The organism is Bradyrhizobium guangdongense, assembly GCF_004114975.1.
GTDB classification, from domain to species: Bacteria; Pseudomonadota; Alphaproteobacteria; order Rhizobiales; family Xanthobacteraceae; genus Bradyrhizobium; species Bradyrhizobium guangdongense.
This window is the reverse complement of sequence record NZ_CP030051.1, coordinates 4,304,352-4,327,154: the sequence shown is the minus strand read 5'-3', so window position 1 is coordinate 4,327,154 and position 22,803 is coordinate 4,304,352. Positions and strand designations below refer to the sequence as shown.

Annotated in this window: 20 protein-coding genes; 10 read left to right on the top strand and 10 right to left on the bottom strand. The window is 64.8% G+C overall.

From position 1 onward, the window contains the following. Positions 1 to 76 precede the first annotated feature (76 nt). The 6 genes from bamA (at position 77) to lpxB (ending at position 7,315) form a co-directional block, all read left to right on the top strand. Positions 77 to 2,611 (top strand): outer membrane protein assembly factor BamA, encoded by a 2,535-nt coding sequence (bamA, locus tag X265_RS20700; RefSeq protein ID WP_128966490.1) that lies wholly within the window; start codon positions 77 to 79, stop codon positions 2,609 to 2,611. A 136-nt stretch (positions 2,612 to 2,747) separates the two neighbouring features. Continuing rightward, the gene (gene lpxD / locus X265_RS20695; protein WP_128966489.1) at positions 2,748 to 3,815 is read left to right on the top strand and encodes a UDP-3-O-(3-hydroxymyristoyl)glucosamine N-acyltransferase; all 1,068 of its coding nucleotides are present in this window, start codon (positions 2,748 to 2,750) and stop codon (positions 3,813 to 3,815) included. Then, positions 3,812 to 4,273, top strand: a complete 462-nt coding sequence (gene fabZ, locus X265_RS20690) for a 3-hydroxyacyl-ACP dehydratase FabZ (protein ID WP_128966488.1) — start codon at positions 3,812 to 3,814, stop codon at positions 4,271 to 4,273. Before lpxD ends, fabZ begins: the two co-directional genes overlap by 4 nt. A gap of 195 nt (positions 4,274 to 4,468) precedes the next feature. Beyond that, the gene (gene lpxA, locus X265_RS20685) at positions 4,469 to 5,260 is read left to right on the top strand and encodes an acyl-ACP--UDP-N-acetylglucosamine O-acyltransferase (protein WP_128966487.1); all 792 of its coding nucleotides are present in this window, start codon (positions 4,469 to 4,471) and stop codon (positions 5,258 to 5,260) included. Positions 5,261 to 5,279: 19 nt separating this feature from the next. Next, on the top strand, positions 5,280 to 6,137 hold the full coding sequence (locus tag X265_RS20680; RefSeq protein WP_164939024.1) for an LpxI family protein: 858 nt from the start codon (positions 5,280 to 5,282) through the stop codon (positions 6,135 to 6,137). Next, positions 6,134 to 7,315: a lipid-A-disaccharide synthase gene (lpxB, locus tag X265_RS20675; RefSeq protein WP_128966485.1), complete on the top strand. Its 1,182-nt coding sequence runs from the start codon at positions 6,134 to 6,136 to the stop codon at positions 7,313 to 7,315. The genes X265_RS20680 and lpxB overlap by 4 nt, the downstream gene beginning before the upstream one ends. 105 nt (positions 7,316 to 7,420) lie before the next feature. On the opposite strand, the gene X265_RS20670 is transcribed toward lpxB, so the two are convergent. From X265_RS20670 to gltX, 9 genes are all read right to left on the bottom strand, one after another. Then, complete coding sequence (locus X265_RS20670) at positions 7,421 to 8,188, bottom strand: SDR family NAD(P)-dependent oxidoreductase (protein WP_128966484.1); 768 nt, start codon at positions 8,186 to 8,188, stop codon at positions 7,421 to 7,423. Next, entirely contained in the window at positions 8,185 to 9,300 is a 1,116-nt protein-coding gene (locus tag X265_RS20665; RefSeq protein ID WP_128966483.1) for an ABC transporter ATP-binding protein, read from the bottom strand. The genes X265_RS20670 and X265_RS20665 overlap by 4 nt, the downstream gene beginning before the upstream one ends. Before the next feature lie 10 nt (positions 9,301 to 9,310). Then, on the bottom strand, positions 9,311 to 10,168 hold the full coding sequence (locus tag X265_RS20660; RefSeq protein ID WP_164938712.1) for a carbohydrate ABC transporter permease: 858 nt from the start codon (positions 10,166 to 10,168) through the stop codon (positions 9,311 to 9,313). Beyond that, positions 10,161 to 11,084: a carbohydrate ABC transporter permease gene (locus tag X265_RS20655; RefSeq protein WP_164938711.1), complete on the bottom strand. Its 924-nt coding sequence runs from the start codon at positions 11,082 to 11,084 to the stop codon at positions 10,161 to 10,163. Before X265_RS20655 ends, X265_RS20660 begins: the two co-directional genes overlap by 8 nt. Beyond that, on the bottom strand, positions 11,081 to 12,367 hold the full coding sequence (locus X265_RS20650) for an ABC transporter substrate-binding protein (RefSeq protein ID WP_128966481.1): 1,287 nt from the start codon (positions 12,365 to 12,367) through the stop codon (positions 11,081 to 11,083). The genes X265_RS20655 and X265_RS20650 overlap by 4 nt, the downstream gene beginning before the upstream one ends. Positions 12,368 to 12,427: 60 nt before the next feature. Then, positions 12,428 to 13,600: an ROK family transcriptional regulator gene (locus X265_RS20645; protein ID WP_164938710.1), complete on the bottom strand. Its 1,173-nt coding sequence runs from the start codon at positions 13,598 to 13,600 to the stop codon at positions 12,428 to 12,430. Between the two features lie 113 nt (positions 13,601 to 13,713). Next, a complete protein-coding gene (locus tag X265_RS20640) occupies positions 13,714 to 14,418 on the bottom strand; it encodes a hypothetical protein (protein WP_244659356.1) in 705 nt (234 codons plus the stop codon). Between the two features lie 100 nt (positions 14,419 to 14,518). After that, positions 14,519 to 15,823, bottom strand: a complete 1,305-nt coding sequence (gltA, locus tag X265_RS20635; protein ID WP_128966479.1) for a citrate synthase — start codon at positions 15,821 to 15,823, stop codon at positions 14,519 to 14,521. A 145-nt stretch (positions 15,824 to 15,968) separates the two neighbouring features. Then, complete coding sequence (gene gltX, locus X265_RS20630; protein ID WP_128966478.1) at positions 15,969 to 17,396, bottom strand: glutamate--tRNA ligase; 1,428 nt, start codon at positions 17,394 to 17,396, stop codon at positions 15,969 to 15,971. Positions 17,397 to 17,550: 154 nt separating this feature from the next. Between gltX and X265_RS20625 the strand changes: the two genes are divergently transcribed. From X265_RS20625 to X265_RS20610, 4 genes are all read left to right on the top strand, one after another. Continuing rightward, the gene (locus X265_RS20625; protein ID WP_128966477.1) at positions 17,551 to 19,230 is read left to right on the top strand and encodes a glutamine--tRNA ligase/YqeY domain fusion protein; all 1,680 of its coding nucleotides are present in this window, start codon (positions 17,551 to 17,553) and stop codon (positions 19,228 to 19,230) included. 9 nt (positions 19,231 to 19,239) lie between these two features. Next, the gene (locus tag X265_RS20620; RefSeq protein ID WP_128966476.1) at positions 19,240 to 19,626 is read left to right on the top strand and encodes a nuclear transport factor 2 family protein; all 387 of its coding nucleotides are present in this window, start codon (positions 19,240 to 19,242) and stop codon (positions 19,624 to 19,626) included. 90 nt (positions 19,627 to 19,716) lie between these two features. Continuing rightward, positions 19,717 to 19,950, top strand: a complete 234-nt coding sequence (locus X265_RS20615; RefSeq protein WP_128966475.1) for a DUF2171 domain-containing protein — start codon at positions 19,717 to 19,719, stop codon at positions 19,948 to 19,950. A 97-nt stretch (positions 19,951 to 20,047) separates the two neighbouring features. Continuing rightward, a complete protein-coding gene (locus X265_RS20610) occupies positions 20,048 to 22,327 on the top strand; it encodes a ComEC/Rec2 family competence protein (protein ID WP_128966474.1) in 2,280 nt (759 codons plus the stop codon). A gap of 10 nt (positions 22,328 to 22,337) precedes the next feature. Here the strand turns inward: X265_RS20610 and X265_RS20605 are convergent, their stop codons facing one another. Next, positions 22,338 to 22,772 (bottom strand): hypothetical protein, encoded by a 435-nt coding sequence (locus X265_RS20605; protein ID WP_128966473.1) that lies wholly within the window; start codon positions 22,770 to 22,772, stop codon positions 22,338 to 22,340. Positions 22,773 to 22,803 lie beyond the last annotated feature (31 nt).

Here is a 22,803-nt window from a genome sequence, read left to right as displayed (position 1 = left end):
AAGCGGCTAGAACTTGGGGAATCTCCCAGACCGGCTTCGGGGTTGGTCTGGTACGTTGATAAGGGCGCGTTGCGCAATGAAGTTTGGACTGCGACTCCGGGGGGGCTTGCTCGCAACCCTGATCATGTTCGGCGCGCCGGTGGTTGCCCCGGTTGGGGCTGTTTTGGTGTCTTCGCCTGCGCTCGCGCAGACCGTGCAGTCGATTTCCGTGGAAGGGAATCGCCGCGTCGAGGTGGAGACGATCCGCTCCTACTTCAAGCCCGGCCCCGGTGGTCGCCTCGATCAGGGCGCCATCGATGACGGCCTCAAGGCGCTGATCGAGACCGGCCTGTTCCAGGACGTGAAGATCAACCGCGGTGCCGGCGGCCAGATCATCGTCTCCGTGGTGGAAAACCCGGTGATCGGCCGCGTTGCCTTCGAGGGCAACAAGAAGATCAAGGACGAGCAGCTCACCGCCGAAGTCCAGTCCAAGGCCCGTGGCACCTTCTCCCGCGCCATGGTGCAGTCGGACACGCTGCGAATCGCAGAGATCTATCGCCGCTCCGGCCGCTATGACGTGACCGTCACGCCTGAGATCATCGAGCAGCCGAACAACCGCGTCGATCTCGTCTTCACGATCAACGAAGGCGCCAAGACCTCGGTCAAGTCGATCGAGTTTATCGGCAACAACGCGTTCTCGTCCTACCGCCTCCGGGACGTCATCAAGACGCACGAATCGAACCTGCTGAGCTTCCTCTCGAGCGGTGACATCTACGATCCCGATCGCGTCGAGGCCGACCGCGACCTGATTCGCCGCTTCTACCTGAAGAACGGCTTCGCCGACGTTCAGGTCGTGGCCGCGCTCACCGAATACGATCCGGAGAAGAAGGGCTTCAACGTCACCTTCAAGATCGAGGAGGGCGCGCAGTACCGCGTCGGCACCGTCGATTTCCGCACCAGCATCCCGAATTTCGATGCGAGTTCGCTGCGCAGCTTTTCGCGCGTCAATGTCGGCTCGCTCTACAATGTCGAATCGGTCGAGAAGTCGGTCGAGGAGATGCAGATCGAAGCCTCGCGCCGCGGCTATGCCTTCGCGGTGGTGCGTCCGGGCGGCGATCGTAACTTCGATGCGCACACCGTCTCCGTCGTGTTCAACATCGACGAGGGTCCGCGCACCTATATCGAGCGCATCAACATCCGCGGCAACACCCGCACGCGTGACTACGTGATCCGCCGCGAATTCGATATCTCCGAGGGCGATGCCTACAACCGCGCTCTGGTCGACCGCGCCGAGCGCCGGCTGAAGAACCTCGATTACTTCAAGACCGTGAAGATCACGACGGAGCCTGGCTCCTCCAGCGATCGCGTGGTGCTGATCGTCGATCTCGAGGAGAAGTCGACCGGCGACTTCTCGATCTCGGGCGGTTACTCCACCACCGACGGTGCGCTTGCCGAAGTCTCGATCTCCGAGCGCAACCTGCTCGGCCGCGGCCTGTTCGCCAAGGCGTCGGTCACCTATGGCCAGTACGCGCGCGGCTATTCGCTGTCGTTCGTCGAGCCCTATCTGCTCGACTACCGCGTCGCGCTGGGTCTCGACCTCTATCAGCGCCAGCAGCTGTCCAACAGCTACATCTCCTACGGCACCAAGACGCTCGGCTTCTCGCCGCGCCTCGGCTTCTCCTTGCGTGAGGATCTGGCGCTCCAGGTGCGCTACTCGGTCTATCAGCAGGAAATCACGCTGCCGAGCATCCTGGCGAACTGCAACAACAACATTGGTACGGCTGCCTTCAATCCGAGTCCGGCGTTTGCCAATGCCAATGGTCTGACGCTGGATCCGTCGACCAACGGCCTCGGCTGCTACAGCGACGGCGAAGCCTCGCTGCCGGTCCGCAGGGAGCTGGCGAACGGCAAGACGCTGACTTCGGCGCTGGGCTACACGCTGACCTACAACACGCTCGACAACAACAAGAACCCGACCGACGGCCTGCTCATCGACTTCAAGCAGGACTTCGCCGGCGTCGGCGGCGACGTCACCTACCTGAAGACCGCCGGCGATGCGAAGTACTACCAGTCGCTGGTGTCGGATCTCGTCGGCCTCGTCCACCTCCAGGGCGGCGTCCTGACCAAGATGGGCAGCGACCTGCGCATGCTCGACCACTTCCAGATGGGGCCGAATCTCGTCCGCGGCTTCGCCCCGAACGGCATTGGTCCGCGCGACCTCAACCCGTATGGCACGCAGGACGCGATCGGCGGCACGAAGTACTGGGGCGCTTCGCTCGAACTGCAGATGCCGTTCTGGTTCCTGCCCAAGGAAGTGGGTCTGAAGGGCGCCGTCTATGCCGACGCCGGCGGTCTCTACGATTACCAGGGTCCGACGACGTGGTCGGTGACCAACGAAATGACCACGCCCAAGAATTCGACCTGCACGCCGTCGACGGTCAATCCGGCGACGCCCGGCACCTGTACCGGCCTGATCTACGACGACAGCAAGGTCGTCCGGTCGTCAGTCGGTGTCGGCCTGATCTGGGCCTCGCCGTTCGGTCCGCTGCGCTTCGACTACGCGGTGCCGCTGACCAAGGGCAAGTATGACCGCACGCAGGAATTCCGCTTCGGCGGCGGCACGACGTTCTAATTCGATCAGCAGGGCATGATCCGGCCGCTTTGGGAAAACCTTGCGGCCGGCGCCAAAAAGATCGTGCTCAATCCGTGAGATAAGGCATGATGCGGCTTGGCCGCTTCATGTCGAAGCCGGACCGCGACGAGGTGGAATGGCGCAGCCGACCTTCTTCAAGAAACCGCCGGCCGCAACGCTGGCTGACATCGCTGCGCTGACCAAGGCGCAACTGGTCGATCCCAGCAGGGGCAGCCACGTCATCACGGGCATCGCTTCACTCGACGAAGCCGGCCCGATGCATTTGGCGTTCTTCGACAATCTCAAATATGTCGATGAGCTGAAAGCGACCAAGGCCGGCGCCTGCCTGGTCAGCCCCCGCTTCGAGGCCCAGGTCCCGCCGCATGTAACGGTGCTGCGGGCGGCGCAGCCGTTCCGTGCCTTCGTCGGGCTTGCGCGGGAATGGCACGCCGATGCACTGCGCCCGCAGTCCTGGTTCGGCAACGACGGCATCGCGCCGTCGGCCATCATCGATCCCTCGGCGCGGCTGGAGGACGACGTGATCGTCGAGCCGCTGGCCGTCATCGGTCCCGAGGTCGAAATCGGCAGCGGCACCGTGATCGGGGCCGGCGTGGTGCTTGGTCCCGGCGTCAAGATCGGCCGGGACTGCAATGTCGGCGCCCGCAGCGCCATTCAGTGCGCGCTGATCGGCAACAATGTGCTGATCCATCCCGGTTGCTCGATCGGCCAGGACGGCTACGGCTTCATTTTCTTTGGCCCCGAGGGCCATCTGAAGGTGCCCCAGACCGGCCGCGTGCTGATCCAGAACAATGTGGAGGTCGGCGCCGGCACCACCATCGACCGCGGCTCCCTGCGCGACACGGTAATCGGTGAGGGCACCAAAATCGACAATCAGGTCCAGATCGGCCACAATGTGACGATTGGCCGGAACTGCCTGTTGGCAGCCCAGATCGGGCTCGCGGGCAGCCTGACCATCGGCGACAACGTGGCGCTGGGAGCGAAGGTTGGCATCAACAATCACCTCAAGATCGGCGACGGGGCCCAGGTCACCGCGATGAGCGGCGTCAAGGACGACATCCCGCCAAATGGACGCTGGGGCGGTTTTTTTGCCAAGCCGACCAAACAATGGTTCAAGGAAATCATCGCGGTGGAGCGCCTGGTACGCGACAGCAAGGCCGATCCGAAGGACGAGGGACGGGAATGACGGCGGAATCACCTGTGAAATTCGAGCTGGTGGACATCAATGCGATCCTCCAGACGCTGCCGCACCGTTTCCCGATGTTGCTGATCGACCGGGTGATCAACATCCGGGCCGACTACAGCGGCATCGGCATCAAGAATGTCACCTTCAACGAGCCGGCGTTCCAGGGCCATTTCCCTGAGCGTCCGGTCTATCCCGGCGTCATGATGATCGAGGCGATGGCGCAGACCGCCGGCGTGATCGGCATCAAGTCGGTCGAGGGCACCGAGAAGCCGCGGGCGGTGTATTTCCTCACCATCGACAAGTGCAAGTTCCGCAAACCCGTGCTGCCCGGGGATACCATCGAGTATCACATGCGCTCGCTCGGCCGCCGCAAGACGATGTGGTGGTTTCACGGCGACGCCAAGGTCAACGGCACGGTCGTCGCCGAAGCCGATGTCGGGGCGATGCTGACCGACTGAGGCGGCTTGCCGAGCGCGGCCACAGTTCAAGCGTTGGATGAGATGGTTGATCCAGCGGCATGGCTGGTTCAGGCGGCTTCTGAAATACGCCGAGATCATACGTCACTGGACAGATCGGGCGCAGTCGCGCTAACCAGCGGAAAGCTGAGCAAGTTCAACATTTAGTCAGACCTTCTTGATAAGTAAGATCGCTTGATGAGTAAGATCGACCCCACCGCGCAGGTGGAAGACGGCGCCGTGATCGGCGAGGGCACCGAGATCGGGCCCTTCTGCATCATCGGTCGCAACGCCCGGATCGGGGCCAATTGCAAGCTGATCGGACAGGTCACAATCATCGGCCACACCACGGTCGGCGATGGCTGCGTCATCTCGCCATTCGCGGTGCTCGGCGGCGCGCCGCAGGATCTCAGCTACAAGGGCGAGCCGACCACGCTCGAGATCGGTTCGGGCAACGTCATCCGCGAAGGCGCGACCATGAATGTCGGCACCGTCAAGGGCGGCGGCAAGACGCGCGTCGGCAACGACGGCTATTTCATGAACAACAGCCATGTCGGCCACGACTGCATGGTCGGCAACAACGCGATCTTCGCCACCTCGGCGACGCTCGGCGGCCATTGCGAGATCGGCGATGCCGTCTACATCGGCGGGCTGTCCGCGGTGCACCAGTTCACGCGGATCGGCTCCTACGTGATGGTCGGCGGCCTCTCGGGCGTGCGCGACGACATCATTCCGTACGGGCTCGCCAACGGCCAGTATGCCGTGCTGGAGAGCCTCAACCTGATCGGTATGAAGCGGCGCAAGTTCACCAAGCAGCGGCTCGCGACCGTGCGCGGTTTCTACCAGAAGCTCTTCCACGGCCCCGGCACGTTCGCCGAACGGCTGGAGGCGGTGCGGCCGCTTGCGAGCGAAGATCCCGCGATCGCCGAAATCCTCGGCTTCATCGGCAAGGGCAAGCGCCCGCTGTGTCTTCCCACCGTCGAGAAGTGATGCTGCAATGGCCGCGGACATGACATCGGCGGCTCCTGCGATTTCATCACCGGTCGGCGTGGTCGCGGGCGGCGGCGCGATGCCGTTCGCAGTCGCCGAGTCGCTCGCCGCGCGCGGCATCACGCCGGTGCTATTCCCGCTGCGCGGCGCCTGCGATCCCCTACAGGTCGAAAAATTCCGCCACCGCTGGATCTCGGTCGGCCAGCTCGGCCGCGCCATGCGGCTGTTCCGCGAGGAGGGCTGCCGCGACCTGATCTTCATCGGCACCCTGGTGCGGCCTTCGCTTACCGAGATCCGCTTCGACATCAAGACGCTGCGGCTGCTCGGCAACGTCATCCGCGCCTTTCGCGGCGGCGATGATCATCTGTTGTCCGGCGTCGGGCGGCTCCTCGAGCAGGACGGCTTTCGCATGGTCGGCATCAAGGACGTCGCGCCCGACCTGCTGATGCCGGAGGGCTGCATCAGCCGGGCCTGGCCCGCCGACAAGGCCAAGGGCGACATCGAACGCGGGCGCGCGGTGCTCGCCGCGCTCGGGCCGTTCGACATCGGTCAGGCCGCGGTGGTGATCGACGGCCACGTGGTGGCGGTCGAGGACATCGAGGGCACCGATGCGCTGCTGGCACGGGTCGCACGGCTGCGCGAGGAAGGGCGTATCCGCGCCGCCACGGGACGCGGCGTGCTGGTGAAGGCGCCGAAGAGCGGCCAGGATCTGCGCTTCGACCTGCCGACGATCGGCCCGCGCACCATCGAGGGGGTCGCCAGGGCCGGTCTTGCCGGCGTCGCCGTGATCGCCGGCAACACCATTGCCGCCGAGCCGCAGGCGATGATCGCGCTGGCCGACGCCAAATATCTCTTCGTCGTCGGTTTGCCCGCGTGATGCAGACCCGCGATCCCATCAGAAAGATCTTCCTGATCGCGACGGAGGAATCCGGCGATCGGCTCGGCGCCGCGCTGATGAAGGTGCTGCGCCAACGCCTCGGCGACGGCGTGCAGTTCGAAGGCGTCGGGGGCCGCACCATGGCGCGCGAGGGGCTCGAGACGTTGTTTCCGATCGAGGAGCTGTCGATCGTGGGCTTTGCCGCGGTGCTGCAGCAGCTGCCGAAGATCCTGCGATTGATCCGCGAGACCGCGGATGCCGTGACGGACGCCGCGCCCGATGCGCTCGTCATCATCGACAGCCCCGATTTCACCCATCGCGTCGCCCGCCGTGTGCGCGCGAAGAATCCTGACATCCCCATCATCGACTACGTCTCGCCCTCGGTCTGGGCCTGGCGGCCGGGCCGGGCGCGCGCGATGCTCGGCTATGTCGATCACGTGCTCGGTCTGCTGCCGTTCGAGCCGGAGGAATACCGCAAGCTGAAAGGGCCGCCTTGCAGCTATGTCGGCCATCCCCTGATCGAGCAATTATCCTCGCTGCGGCCCGATGCGAACGAGCAGAATCGCCGCGACAGCGAGCCGCCGGTTCTCTTGGTGCTGCCGGGCAGCCGTCGCAGCGAAATCCGGCATCATCTCGGCTTGTTCGGCGCGGCGCTCGGGCGATTGCAAGCCGAGGGCTGCGCATTCGAATTGATGCTGCCGACCATGTCGCATCTGGAGGCCACCGTCCGCGAGGGCGTGGCGAGCTGGCCAGTCAAGCCGCAGATCGTGGTGGGCGAAGCCGAGAAGCGCGCCGCCTTCCGGATCGCGCGCGCCGCGCTGGCGAAGTCCGGCACCGTGACGCTGGAGCTCGCGCTCTCAGGCATCCCGATGGTGACGGCCTATCGCGTCGGCGCGATGGAGGCCTTCATCCTGCGTCGCGCGATCCAGGTGCCCTCGGTGATCCTGGCCAATCTCGTGATTGGCAAGGACGTGATCCCTGAATTTTTGCAGGAGGATTGCACGCCGGAGAAGCTCGCCGGCGCCCTGTCCGAGGTGTTGGCGGACACCCCGATGCGCCGACGACAGGTCGAAGCCTTCGCGCAGCTCGACACCATCATGTCGACCGGCAACAAATCGCCGAGCGTGCTCGCCGCCGACATCGTGCTCGCGACGATACGGAAGGGGACGGTCCTGTAGGGTGGGCAAAGCGAAAGCGTGCCCACGCATTTTTTTCGCGATCGAGAGAGATGGCGGGCACGGCGCAAGGGCGCCTTTGGCCACCCTACGGCACTTCCCGTGCCGTCAGGCCAACCCGCCGTCCACCCTGAAGCACTGGCACGTGACGCGCCGGCTCGCATCTGAGGCGAGGTACAGCGCCATGTCGGCGATGTCCTCCGGCGTCACCGCATCGGGAATGGCCTGGCGGGTGCGCATCTCGGCAATCTGCCGCTCGTCCGGATACCACAGCTTTCGCTGCCGCTCGGTGATCACCATCCCCGGCGCGATTGCGTTGACGCGGATGCGGTCGGCGCCGAACTTGCGCCCCAGCGAGTTGGTGAAGCCGACGATCGCCGCCTTCGCCGCGGCGTAGATCGGCAGCGCCGGCGCACCGCGCATCCAGGCCACCGAGGACATGTTGATGATCGAGCCGCCGCCGCGCGCCTGCATCTGCGGCACCACGGCTTGTGCGGCAAAGAAAACGTGCTTGAGATTGACGCCGATCATCCAGTCGAAATCCTCCGGCGTCACGTCTGCAAGCACCTGGCGCTGGTCATTGGCGGCGTTGTTGACGAGGACCGCGGCATCGCCGAGCGATGCGCGCACCTCGGTCAGCGCGACGCGCAAGGCGTCGATGTCCAGGAGGTCGCAGCGCACGAACAGCGGTGCCGTGCCGGAGGTTTTCGTCACCTCCTGCGCCAGCGCTTCGCCGGCCCCCGTATCGATGTCGAGGAAAGCGACGCGGGAGCCCTGAGCGGCGAATGCCCGCACGAAAGCGGCGCCGATGCCGCTGGCGCCTCCAGTGATCACCACGACGCGATCTCTGAGGCCGGCATAGCTCGTCTGGGTCATGCGATCAGTCGCTCCGTCTCGGGGTCGAACAGGCAGATGCGTCGGGTGTCCAGCGCGAAGGCGGCGCTGGAGCCCGATGCGGGCCGGATGTCCGGCGAGATGCGCGCCTGCGCGGGCTCGCCGCCAAGCCGCAGCAGGACGATGGTCTCGGCGCCGGTGGGCTCGACCAGTTCGACCGGCGCAGTGACGATGACGGGCGCCTCCGCAGCACCCGAGAACACACGGTCGCCCTCGGCAATGCATTCCGGCCTGATCCCGAGCACCACCTCGCGGCCGACATAGGACGCGGCCGCCTCATAGCCTTGCAGGCGCAGACGCACTTCGTCCGTCCGGCCTGCGCCGATCACCGCCACGGGGCCGCTGCTGTCTGCCTCGAGCCGAGCCGACATCGTGTTCATGGGCGGCGAGCCCATGAAGCGGGCGACGAACAGATTGGCCGGATAGCGGTAGACCGTGTCAGGGTCGGCGAATTGCTGCACCACGCCCCGGTGCATCACGGCGATACGGGTCGCCATCGTCATCGCCTCGATCTGGTCGTGCGTGACGTAGATGATGGTGGCACCGATGCGTTGGTGCAGCCGCTTGATCTCCATGCGCATCTCGACGCGCAGCTTGGCGTCGAGATTGGAGAGCGGCTCGTCGAACAGGAAGAGCAGGGGATCACGCACCAGCGCCCGGCCCATCGCCACGCGCTGGCGCTGACCGCCGGACAGTTGCGCCGGCTTGCGGCCGAGCAGGGGCTCGATCTGCAGCAATTTGGCGACATTCGCCACCGCCTTGTCCTGCTCCGCCCTGGGGACGTGGCGGCATTCCATGCCGAAGGTGATGTTCTGGCGCACCGTCATCGACGGATAGAGCGCATAGGACTGGAACACCATGGCGATGTCGCGGTCCTTGGGCGGCACGTCGTTGACGACACGTCCGCCGATTTCCACGCTGCCTGCGCTGGGGTGATCGAGCCCGGCGACGATGTTGAGCAACGTGGACTTGCCGCAGCCGGACGGCCCGACCAGGACGGTGAATTCGCCGCTCTCGATGTCGAGATCGATGCCTTTCAGCACCTCCAGATTGGCGTAGCGCTTGGACAGGGCGCGAATGCTCAGAGCTGCCATGACACATCCATCATTTCACGGCCCCGGCAGTGAGGCCGCGTACGAAATACCTGCCGCCGAACAGATAGATCAGCAGCGTAGGCAGTGCTGCGATGATCACCGCAGCGCTCTGCACGCCATGCTGCGGGATATCGGCGACTGCGGCGGACAGCGCGATCAGCGCGGCGGTGACCGGCTGTTGCTGACCGGTCGTGAATGTCACGCCATAGAGAAACTCGTTCCAGATATGCGTGAACTGCCAGATCACGGTGACGACCAGGATCGGCGGCGAAAGCGGCAGGATGATGCGCCAGAAAATGCGAAAGAATCCCGCGCCATCGATGCGCGCGGCCCGGATCAATTCATGGGGAATGGCGACATAGTAGTTTCGGCAGAACAGCGTCGTGAAGGAGAGCCCCTGGATCGTGTGGATCACGACCAGCCCCGTCAGCGTATTCATCAGGCCCGTGTCGCGCAGCACGATGGTCCATGGCAGCAGACGCATCTGCTGCGGAAGGAAGATGCCGAGCGTGACGATGCCGTAGATCCAGCTGTCGCCGCGAAAACGCCAGAGTGACACCGCGTAGCCTGCCACGGCGCCAAGCAGGGTGGAGAAGATCGTCGCGGGGATGGTCACGAGCGCGGAGTTCAGCATATACGGCCGAATGCCGGCGCAGGTCTCGGCGACGCAGAATCCGCTCCAGGCGGCGGCGTAATTGCTCCAGGCCAAATGCTGCGGCCACCCGATCATCGAGCCTTGGGCGATCTCCTCGTTGGTGCGGAGCGAGTTCAGAACCACAACAGCCAGTGGCGCGAGCCATGCTGCAGCGATCAGCGAAATGATGACGTAGATCAGAAGTCGGCCCGGGGCGAAGGTTCGCTCACGCATGGTTCGTCCGCCGCCGCTGGATGTAGCGCCACGCCGCATAGGGCAGCAACACCGCGAGAAGGATCAGCAGCATGAGCACTGCGGCCGCGGCGCCCCGTCCGAGCAGGCTGCGCTGGAACATCAGGTCATAGACAACGAGGGCCGGCAGCTGGGTCGCTATGCCGGGACCGCCATTGGTGAGCGCGCGGACGAGGTCAAACGTCGAAATCGCGAACTGCAGCTGAATCACGATGACGGTAATGGTGATCGGCCAAAGCGTCGGCAGGATCACGCGCCGGTAAATCCTGAGAGGTCCGGCGCCGTCGATCTGCGCGGCCTTGACCAAGTCGGCGTCGACGGAGCGTAGGCCGGCGAGGAAGAGCGCCATGGCAAAGCCGGAGGATTGCCAGATCGCTGCGATGACGATGGTCCAGATGGCCATGTCGCGGTCGATCAGCCAGTCGAACCGGAACGTGGTCCAGCCGAGATCGTGGACCAACTTCTGGATTCCAAGGCCAGGATTGAGCAGCCAGCTCCAGACCGTGCCGGTGACCACGAAGGACACCGCCAAAGGGTAGAGGAAAATGGATCGCAGTACGTTCTCGCCGCGAATGCGCTGATCGAGCAGGATCGCGAGCAGGAGGCCCGTCATCAGGCTGAGCAGCACGAAGGCGACGCCGAATAGCAGCAGGTTATCGAACGCAATCTGCCAGTTCCGCGACGCCAGGACGGCGTTGTAGTTGCGCAAGCCCACCCAGCCCGTGACGGGGACAAGCGTCGAGGGTGTGAACGAAATCCAGATCGTCCAGATCGAGAACGCAACCAGGTGCGCTGCCGAAAGCAGCAGCGGCACCCAGATCATCAGAACTTCGGGCAGCCGGCGCACCATGTCACTGGCCGCCGGCCGTCCGGGTCTTGTCGAGACGCCGAAGCTCAACGTGCGCTCTCGACGGCCTCGGCGAGGCGGGTGGCCGCTTGCTCCGGCTTGATGGTCTTGTTCTTCACAAACTCCGTGATCACATCGATCATGGCTGCCGCCATGCCGTTTTCCTGCGCCATGTTGTGCGCAAGACTGAGGACGGCCTGGTTGCTGGCGATCGCGTCTTTCAGGGCTGCTGCGGTCGTCCGTTGACCGTCCGACCAGCCTTCGCCCGAGAGATCGACGTCGGTGCGCACGGGGATCGACCCGGTGATCTGGGAATACATCGTCTGGATCGCCGGATCCATGACGAGCTGGGCCATCAACGTCTGCCCGGCTTGCAGGTCCGCTTCCTTGCGCTGCCAGAAGATGAAGGCATCGGCATTCAGCAGAAAGACCGGCTTGCCGTTGTCGCTGGGGCCCGGGACGATGGTGAAGTCTTCGAACTTGAAACCGGCATTGCGCAAGACGCCCTGCGCCCAGCCGCCCATGATCATCATGCCCATGTCGGCCTCGACGAAGCGCTTTAAGTTGGTCGAAAAGTGCTGGGCGCCGACATTGGGATCCATCCAATCGGCGATCTTGCGGACCTGCGCGAACGCAGCCTTGATCTCGGCAGCCTGCAGCGCCTTCTCGTCGAGATTCATGATGGCCGCGCGGTAGACGGCGGGGCTGATGCCGGCCAAAGCAGCCTCGAACTTCTGCCCGTCATCGGGGCGCGTTCCGCCGTTGGCGACCGGATATGGCACGCCTCCCGCTTTCATCTTCTCGGCGAGCTCGTTGAAGTCGGCCCAGGTGACGGGGATCTTGTCAGCCTTGGCCTTGTCCATCGCGCGTTTGGAGAGAAACAGCATGTTGGTGCTGTAGATCTGCAGCGGCAGCGCGATCCACTTGCCCGCGGGCTTGTGCAGTTTCGCAAGGTCCGGCGCGACGACCTTTTCGTAACCGGCCGCCGAGACGAGGGCGTCAAGATCGACGGTCGGGGCAATCTTCGACCAGGCCGCGATCTCGGGGCCCTTGAGCTGCGAGCAGGCCGGCGGATCGCCCGCGATGATCTGCGCCCGCAGCTTGTTCATCATCTCGGTGGTAAAGCCGGGGACGGGCGAGTGCTGCCAGACGCCGCCCTTCTCCTCGAACTTCTTGCCGAGCGCCGTGATCGCCGCCCCATCGCTGCCCGCCGACCATTGCGAGATCACGGTCAGGCGCGGCTTGACCGCGCCTTGCGCGCGGACGAAGGCCGGCAGCGCGAACGCAGCAGCAGATCCAGCGAGCAGACGGCGCCTTGTTGTCGTGATCGGCATGGCAAGTTCCTCCCGGGTGTGAAAGTTCTGGCGCGAGAGCCGCGCAGCATTCGGATTATTTCAGGCGGCCTCCGTCGATGCGGCCGGCATGCCGCCGCTTCTGGTCAGGCAGAACGCGGCGAAGGCGAGCGCGGCCTGCGGATCGTTGCCATTCGAGGGCGGCACGAAGGCGAGCGACACCCGCGCCAGTGTCCGGCCACCCAGAAGACAGGCATCGATCCCGTCGATGATGGCCTTTCGATCGTCTTCTGCGAGAAGGGATGGCCAGCCGCTGACGACGACGCCGCGGCAGGGCTTCACGTTCAGCGTGTTGCCGATGGCAAGGCCAAGCCTGAACAGCCGCTGGCGCAATTGCCGACGCGTGCGCGATGTGAGCGGGATTGTGGTCACCCATTCACTGCCGAGCTGGAGCAGCTCGGCTTCGGTGGTCCCCAGAAGCGCGGCCAAGGCCGGCAGCGACGTATAGGCCTCGACGCAGCCGTGGTGACCGCAGCGGCAACGCGGGCCGCCGGGTTCGAACACCATGTGGCCAAGCTCGACCGGCTCGAGCGCATCGCCCTCGTTCGGATCATCCATCCACGTCCCCGCGACGCCCTGGCCGACAAATACGAACAGATGCGCATCGCTGAATGGATAATTGTGCGTGCGACAACGATGAAAGGTCGCGTGCGCCACCACCGAATTGGTGAAGGCGACCGGGACGTCCGTGCACAATTCGCCGAACATCTGGCCGATGCGTTCGACGTCACAGGGAATGATCGGGTTGCCCGATACACTCAGCCGGCCGAGGCCCGGAATGGTGACGCCGATCTGTGCGAGGCTGATGCGCCGCCGCCGCGTCCACTCGCGCAGCAATGTCAGCGCTTCGCGAAACACCCGGCCAACGGACTCGGATGTCATTCTTTTCGGCAACGGCACGCGCTCGCTGTAATGCAGCTCGCCCGCAAGGCCGCCGACGCCGACGCTGAGGTGCTGGCTGGTGAGCTCGAGGCCCGCGAGCGCGACGGTCCCATCCAGCGAGACGAGGCCGGTCGGGCCGCCGACATAAGGGGCAGGGCGCCTGATTTCCTCGATCAGGCCTTCGGCTTTCAGGTCAAACAGGATGCGCGACAGGCTCGCTTCCGACAGGCGCACGGCCTTGGCCAGCGGCGGCCGGAACGAGCCGCCCGACTGAAGCAGGTGAGTCAAAATGGCAGCGCGCGTCTGCCGCCGACTTCTCGGCTGCTCCGACATTTCCGTCCCTGTCGTCATTCTTACTTAGTGTAAGAATTTGCGCGCGGAGCCTTTCGCCTGTCAAGCGCTTGCGGGTGTAATGCGTCGACTTGTTGTTGTGCGTGGCAGCAAGGTCAGGAGAGGCGCGCGACGTCGACGAGGATACGCTTGCGATTGGCCGGGTCGACCAGGACGGGCAACTCGCGTCCGGGAGCAGTGCGGCTTTCGCGGCGGCCTGGGCTGCTGAATGATATGCGCGTGACCGCTTCCCAGCCTGGTCCGCCGTTGGGATCGCTCACGCGGACCGTGATGTCCCACGTCCCGCCGGGCGCACTGCTCGGCCCAGCCTCACACGCGGTCAAGACCGTTGCGATGGTGGGGAGCAGGCCGAGGGCTGCGGCACCGCCTGCCAGCGCGATCTCCGTCTGCTGTGGCGTGAGGCCGTTGACCAGCGACGGCGATGCTGCGGCATGCACCGTCTCGCGCCAGACGCGAGGGAACGGGCGACGGCCGCCGGCGGCCGCCTCTGGCTCGCCGCGCAATTGCGCCGCAAGCTTGTCGGCGGCTTCGGGCCCGGTCGGCACCAAATCCCATTCGATCCTGAAACGCGTGGGATCGGCGAGATCCACGGTCACGGGGAGCATCATCCCGTGGCGCGGCCATTTCGGCTTGGGCACGTCATAGCCGCTGTAATGTACGGCTGTCGCCGCGAGACGTTCGGCGGTGATGACCCCGTCCATCTCGCACCGGGGGTACAGAACGATCTCGCCGCCGGCATCAGGGAAGGGCGAGCAGGCCACGACCTCTAACCATCCATCGACCGGGTTGGTGATGCGCATCCGCTCGCCCCGTGCTTTGCTTATCTTCCTGTGGTCTTGCCAAACGAAAACGGCGCCATCGTGAGATGGCGCCGTCTCGAGAGCCGTGTCGGCTGAAGACTTACTTGCGATCGTTGATCGCGACGTAGTCGCGGCGGGCGACGCCGGTGTAGAGCTGGCGCGGACGGCCGATCTTCTGCTGCGGATCCTCGATCATCTCGCTCCACTGGCTGATCCAGCCGACGGTGCGGGCGACCGCGAACAGCACGGTGAACATCGAGACCGGGAAGCCCATCGCCTTCAGCGTGATGCCCGAATAGAAGTCGACGTTCGGGTAGAGCTTGCGGTCGATGAAGTACTGGTCGCTGAGCGCGATCTTCTCGAGCTCCAGCGCCACCTTCAGCATCGGATCGTCGCCATGGCCCATCTCCTTGAGCACGGCGTGACACATCTTCTGCATGATCTTGGCGCGCGGATCGTAGTTCTTGTAGACGCGGTGACCGAAGCCCATCAGGCGAACTTCGGAGTTCTTGTCCTTCACCTTGGCGATGAACTCGGGGATCTTGTCGACCGTGCCGATCTGATAGAGCATGTTCAGCGCGGCTTCGTTGGCGCCGCCATGCGCCGGGCCCCAGAGGCAGGCGATGCCGGCCGCGATGCACGCGAACGGGTTGGCGCCCGAGGAGCCGGCGATGCGTACCGTCGAGGTCGAGGCGTTCTGCTCGTGGTCGGCGTGCAGGATGAAGATCTTCTCCAGCGCGTCGGCCAGCACCGGGCTGACCTGGTAGTCCTCGCAAGGCACCGCGAAGCACATGTTGAGGAAGTTCTCGGCAAAGCCGAGCGAGTTCTTCGGATACACGAAGGGCTGGCCGACCGTGTACTTGTAGGCCATCGCCGCCAGCGTCGGGATCTTCGCGATCATGCGCATGGAGGCGATCATGCGCTGCTTGGGATCGTTGATGTCGGTGGAGTCGTGATAGAACGCGGCGAGCGCGCCGACGGCGGCCACCATGATCGCCATCGGATGGGCGTCGCGGCGGAAGCCTTGGAAGAACCGGGCCATCTGTTCGTGCACCATCGTGTGATGGGTCACGCGATAGTCGAAATCCTTCTTCTGGGTCGCGGTCGGCAAATTCCCGTAGAGCAGCAGATAGCAGGTCTCCAGGAAGTCGCCGTGCTCGGCGAGCTGTTCGATCGGATAGCCGCGGTATTCCAGCACGCCCGCGTCACCATCGATGTAGGTGATCTTGGACTGGCAGCTCGCCGTCGAAGTGAAGCCGGGATCGTAGGTGAACAGGCCGGACTGGCCGTAGAGCTTGCCGATATCGACGACATCGGGCCCGACGCTGCCGCTGAGGATCGGGAGATCGTAGTTCTTGTTTCCAACCGTCAGCGTCGCGGTCTTTGGGCTTTCTTTTGCGTCCATCAGAGGTCCCCGATGTATGGTGAAACGGGCCGGAGCCGGAGTCCCCCAAGGGAGATTATGGGGCAGGCCGGATGTTCCAGAATGTGCGGCAAGATGGGTATATTATTGCTGTGTGCGCTGCAAGATGGCCGCTTGCATAGCCTACTTACGTCGTAGCCTGGTCCTTAAGCCGGGCAAGGCTTTCCTGGCGTCCCAGCACGTCCAAAACCTCAAATATACCGGGCGACGTCGTGCGCCCGGTCAGCGCCGCGCGCAAAGGCTGGGCAACTGCGCCGAGCTTAAGACTGTTTTCCTCGGCAAAGGTGCGGAGCGCGGCCTCCGTCGAGGCGCCACTCCAGGTCTCGACGTTCTCCAGCGCGGAATGCAGCTGGCTGATCAGCTTGCGGTTCTCAGGCGTCAGCAGCGCCGCCGCCTTGGCGTCGAGCTGCAGCGGACGGTCGGCGAAGATGAAATAGGCGCCGTCGATCAGCTCGAGCAGCGTCTTGGCCCGCTCTTTCAGGGCCGGCATGGCCTTGAGGAGCTGGGCCCGCGTCCTGTCGTTTAACTTGGCCTTAATCTCGTCGCGGGCGGGCACGACATGATCCAGCACGTCCTCGAACATGTTCACGAGCGATTGATCGTCGGCGTGGCGGATGTAGTGGCCGTTGAGGTTTTCCAGCTTGGCGAAATCGAACCGGGCAGCAGCGCGGCCGACGCTGGCGAGATCGAACGCGGCGATCATCTCCTCGGTCGAGAAGATCTCCTGGTCGCCATGGCTCCAGCCGAGCCGGACCAGGTAGTTGCGCAGCGCAGCCGGGAGGTATCCCATGGCACGGTAGGCATCGACGCCGAGCGCGCCGTGCCGCTTGGAGAGCTTGGAGCCGTCAGGTCCGTGGATCAGGGGGATGTGCGACATGCTCGGCAACGCCCAGCCCATGGCATCATAGATCTGCTTCTGGCGCGCGGCGTTGATCAGATGGTCGTCGCCGCGGATCACGTGGGTGACGCCCATGTCGTGGTCGTCGACGACCACCGCGAGCATGTAGGTCGGATTGCCGTCGCCACGCAACAGCACGAGATCGTCAAGGTTCTCGTTCTGCCAGACGACGCGACCCTGGACCTGGTCCTCGATCACGGTCTCGCCGGTCTGCGGTGCGCGTAGGCGGATGGTGGGCTTGACGTCGGACGGAGCCGTCGCCGGATCGCGGTCGCGCCACATCCCGTCATAGAGGCGGGTGCGGCCTTCCGCGCGCGCCTTCTCGCGCATGGCGGCGAGCTCCTCGGCGGTGGCGTAGCAGCGATAGGCCTTGCCGTCGGCGAGCAGCTGCTCGGCCACCTCCCGGTGGCGGGCGGCGCGGCTGAACTGGTAGATGACCTCGCCGTCCCAGCCGAGCTCCAGCCACTTCAGCCCGTCGAGGATGGCGCCGATCGCGGCCTCGGTGGAGCGCTCACGGTCGGTGTCCTCGATCCGCAGCAGCATCTTGCCGCCGTGCTTCTTCGCATAGAGCCAGTTGAACAGCGCCGTGCGGGCGCCCCCGATATGGAGGAAGCCGGTCGGAGAGGGCGCAAAGCGCGTGACGACGGAATCGGTCATTCTTGGCAGGGCCTATGCATTGGAAGCGGTGGTGTATAGCAGGTACGGGACATAACTAAAGCCCGGCGGCGGACGGCTTGAGGCCTTGCTTGGCCCTTGGCGGAGCCACGCGAATTTGGCAGAAGGACCGCTGATTTCCCTACAGGATTTTAGGATGAGCACAGAACCGGTGGCGACTGAGGGTGGGCGCGATTTCATTCGTGACATCATCCAGGCCGATCTCGATCAGGGCAAATACAAGGAGATCGTGACCCGGTTCCCGCCGGAGCCGAACGGCTACCTGCATATCGGCCATGCCAAGTCGATCGCGCTCAATTTCGGCATCGCCCAGGAATTTCCCGGCCGCTGCCATCTGCGCTTCGACGACACCAACCCGGTCAAGGAAGAGCAGGAATATATCGATTCCATCCAGGCCGACGTGCACTGGCTCGGTTACGATTGGGGCAAGAACCTGTTCTACGCCTCGGATTATTTCGATCGCCTTTATGAATGGGCCGAGAAGCTGATCCGCGACGGGCTGGCTTATGTCGACGACCAGTCTCAGGAGGAGATCCGCGCCTCGCGCGGCACGCTGACCGAGCCCGGCAAGAACTCGCCGTTCCGCGACCGCAGCGTGGATGAGAATCTCGACCTGTTCCGGCGCATGAAGGCCGGCGAATTCCCGAACGGCGCGCGCGTGCTGCGGGCCAAGATCGACATGTCCGCGGGCAACATCAATCTGCGTGATCCGGTGCTCTATCGCATCCTGCATGCGCACCATCCGCGCACCGGCACCAAGTGGAGCATCTATCCCAGCTACGATTACGCCCACGGCCAGTCGGACGCGATCGAGGGCATCACCCATTCGATTTGCACGCTGGAGTTCGAGGATCACCGGCCGCTCTACGACTGGTTCATCGAGAAGCTGCCGGTGCCGTCCACGCCGCATCAGTACGAGATGGCGCGGCTCAATTTGACTTACACGCTGCTGTCCAAGCGCGTGCTGACCCAGCTCGTTCGCGACGGCCATGTCGCGGGCTGGGACGATCCGCGCATGCCGACCATCGCGGGCATGCGCCGCCGCGGCGTGCCGCCGGCGGCCTTGCGCGAATTCGTCAAGCGCATCGGCGTTGCCAAAGCGAACAGCGTGGTCGATGTCGGCATGCTGGAGTTCTGCATCCGCGAGGAGCTGAACCGCACGGCGCAGCGCCGCATGGCGGTCTTGAAGCCGCTCAAGGTCGTGATCGAGAACTATCCGGAAGGGCAGAGCGAGGAGCTCGAAGCGATCAATCATCCCGACGATCCCAGCGCCGGCACGCGCAAGATCAATTTCGGCCGCGAGCTCTATATCGAGCAGGACGACTTCATGGAGAACCCGCCCAAGAAGTTCTTCCGCCTGTCGCCGGGCAACGAGGTGCGGCTGCGCTACGCCTATTTCGTCAAATGCACCGGCGTGATCAAGAACGACAAGGGCGAGGTGGTGGAGCTACGGTGCACCTACGATCCCGCGACCAAGGGCGGCAACGCGCCTGACGGCCGCAAGGTCAAGGCGACCATGCATTGGCTGCCGGCAGCAACCTCCGTGCCCGCCGAGATCCGCGTCTACAACCAGCTGTTCGCCAATCCGAGCCCGGACGCCTCGAATTTCACGGCCGACCTCAATCCGAACTCGCTGGAGATCCTCTCCGACGCGCGGATCGAGGCCTCGGTGGCCGAGAGCAATTCGACCGAGCCGATGCAGTTCGAGCGCCAGGGCTACTTCGTGCGCGACAAGGACTCGACGCCCGCCAGACCGGTGTTCTCGCGCACCATCGGCTTGCGCGATACGTTCGCCAAGGAAGTCGCCAAGGGTTGAGAGGCGAGCATGAGCAGTGAGGCTGACGCCATCGTTTCCGCGATCATCGCGAAATGGTGCGCCGGCTTCGCGACGCTCGATGCGGCGGCACTGTCGTCGCTTTATGCGAAGAACGCATTCTTCTTCGGCTCCAATCCAAGACTCTATCGGGGAAGGGACGGCGTCGCAGACTATTTCAACGGCCTGCCGCGCTGGCGCAAGCCGAGCGCGGCGTTCTCCGAGGTGGAGGCGGCGCATGCCGGGCCGGACCTCATCAACATGGGCGCAACCATCACGTTCGGCTTCGCCAGCGAGCGTTCCGATCTCGTCGTCAAGATGAGCTGGGTCATCATGCGCGAGGATGGCGACTGGAAGATCGTCAATCACCACGCCTCGGCGAAGGAACCGCTGATCTGACGCGGGGGCGGCACACGGTATCGTCATTCCCGTGAGCGAACGAACCTGCCTCCGCTGCGTTGGGCGTGGATCCCAACAAGGACACCACCCATGCAAAACATCGCAGAGCATATGGACGTCATCGGCGCCGACGGCGTTCACGTCGGCACCGTCGATCGCGTCGAGGGCAACCGCATCAAGCTGACCAGGAAGGATAGCGGCGAGGGCAGCCACAAGGGGCATCACCATTTCATCGACAAGGGCCTCGTCGCCGGGATCGAGGGCAACAAGGTTCGGTTGTCGGCCAACGCCGAGGTGGCCGTGACGATGGAAGAGGAAAAGTAGAAACCCAGCGCCTTCGTTCCTGATCCGTACCGCTATTCGGCGGCCTGCACGTTCCGGTAGTCTCTGGGCCCATCTCATATCGCAGGGTTGCCGGGGAATGGCGGAGCAGGGCCGGTCCGTACGCTCTCAGGGTCTGGCCGGGACCTGGCCGGCAGGCCGGATCGCATCGGCCGGCGGCTTCGTGCCGGCGGGCTTTGGCGCCTGGCCCGCAATCTTCGGGACGCTGCGGGAATGGGCTAAGGCGGAAGCCGGCGCCGGGCGGCTGTTCCCGTGGGTGCCCATCGCTTTCGGCTGCGGTATCGCGCTCTACTTTGCCGCCGATCACGAACCGGTGCTGTGGGTCGCCGCGACCACGGCTCTGGCGCTGACGCTTGGTGCGATCCTGTTGCGGCGGAGCCGGCTGTTTGCACCCACGATTCTGATCGCAGCCGTCGCGGCCGGCTTTGCCATGGCGACCTGGAAGACAGCACGCATCGCCCACACCGTGCTCGCAAAGCCGCTCTATTCGGTGTCGCTGTCGGGCTTCGTCGAGACCCGCGACATCCGCGAACGCACCGACCGCTTCGTGCTGCGCGTCACCGCGATAAAGGCCCAGCGCAGCGACGTGACGCTCGATCGCGTCCGCCTCTCCGTGCGCAAGGGGACGGCGCCCGATGTCGGCAGCTTCGTGCAGTTGAAGGCGCGGCTGATGCCGCCGCTCGCGCCGCTGCGGCCCGGCAGCTACGACTTTTCGCGCGACATGTTCTTCCAGGGCATCGGCGCGTCCGGCTTTGCGATGGGCGCAATCACGGTGTCCGCTCCTCCCGATGCCGGCGGCTGGGGCTTGCGTTATTCCGCTTTCATGCAGGGCCTGCGCGATTCGATCGACGCACGCATCCGCGCCACGCTCGATGGCGACAACAGGGCGATCGCGACCGCGCTCCTGACCGGTCGCCGCGATGCGATCACCACGCCCGTCAACGACGCGATGTTCATCTCCGGGCTGGGCCACGTCCTCTCGATTTCCGGTTACCACATGGCCGTCGTCGCCGGTGTCGTGTTCTTCACCGTTCGTGCGCTGCTGGCGCTGATCCCGGGCCTTGCGGCCGGTTTTCCCATCAAGAAATGGTCGGCCGCAGCCGCGCTGGCCGCATCCGCATTCTATCTGCTGCTCTCGGGCGCGGAGGTCGCAACCCAGAGATCGTTCTTCATGACCGCGGTGGTGCTGATCGCGGTGATGGTGGATCGCCGCGCCATCACGTTCCGCACGCTGGCCGTGGCTGCGCTGATCGTGCTCGCGGCCGCACCGGAAGCGCTGGTGCATCCGAGCTTCCAGATGTCGTTCGCCGCGACGCTCGGGCTCGTGGCGCTGGTGCAGATCGGCATGCCGAACCTGTTCGCATCTCCCGATCATTCGACGACCGCGCGGATCGCGCTGTGGGGCGGCCGCGAGATCGCGATGCTGTTCATGGCCTCGATGATCGCGGGGCTCGCGACCACACCTTACGCCGCGTTCCACTTCCATCGCGTCACGCCCTACGGCGTGCTCGCCAATCTCGCTGCGATGCCAGTGGTCTCCGCGCTGGTGATGCCGGCCGGGCTCCTGGGATTGCTCGCCGCACCGTTCGGACTGGACGGTGTGTTCTGGTGGCTGATGGGGATTGGCATCGACTGGATGATTGTGGTCACGCGCTGGGTGGCGGCATTGCCAGGCGCGGTCGGCCATGTTGCCGCCTTCGGTACTGCGCCGCTGATTGCAGCGAGCCTCGGCCTCGTCCTGATGGGCCTGCTGCGCACGCCGCTGCGCTGGTCGGGTGCGCTCGTGCTCGTGGCGGCAACGATCTGGGCCCTGTCGGTTCGGCAGCCCGACATTCTCATTGCCGGTAACGGCCAGAACGTCGCGGTGCGGGGCAGGGACGGGGAGTTGCATCTGATCAGGACGAACAAGGACGCTTTCCTGCTCAAGGAGTGGCTCGCGGCCGACGCTGACCCGCGCGATGCCGGCAGTGCCGCGCTCGGTGACGGGGTGTCGTGCGACGAGTCCGGTTGCGTGGCGCCACTCGCCGATGGTCGCATGATCGCGCTGGCGCTGCGCAGCGATGCGCCGGCCGATGATTGCAGTCGGGCCGCGCTGGTGGTGACATCAAGGCCGGCGCCGCCGGATTGCGCCGCGATGGTGGTCGATCGGCCGCGTCTTGCGCGACAAGGCGCGCTGGCGCTGACGCAGCGCGGCGACGGGTTTGCGGTCCAGTCGGTAAGGGCGAGGGGCGCAAACCGCCCCTGGTCGCCGGCGGCAGCCGGCGAAGGAGATTTCGAACTGACCCTCATGCCACGGTCGGCGGCGCCACGCGCTCGGGACGCAACTCCGTCGGAGGCCGACTTCCAGGCCGAGGACTAAAACCGGTCTTTCAGCCGATCGGCAGACGCGGCGGTGTCGGACGACTGTCGGCGATGATCTGCGGCTTGTGCTCGCGCTCGCCGAGCGGCTGGGTCACGGGCAGTTGCAGCACGGTGGCGCGCTGGCCTTCGACGAGCTGGGTCACCAAGACATATTTGCCATCGGGGAATTCGATCGCATCGTGATGACGATCGGGAACGTGCGGATCGATCTTGCCGAACTTGCCGACGCGCGAGTTGACGGTGCGCGTCCAGATCCACCTGTTGTCGTAGCGGACGTTATCGGCGAAGGCGAGCTCCGTTCCCGGCAGCAGGCAGACCGCGACGGACATGTCGGCTTCGGAGGCGAAGCCGCGTGTCGAGGTGCCGCGGAACGTTGTCGTGACGATCGTCTCGCCGACTTCTGCGGGACGCGTCGCGACGGCATGCAGGCTATAGTCACACATCGGGTGCTCCTCTATCAGGATAGCAACCCGC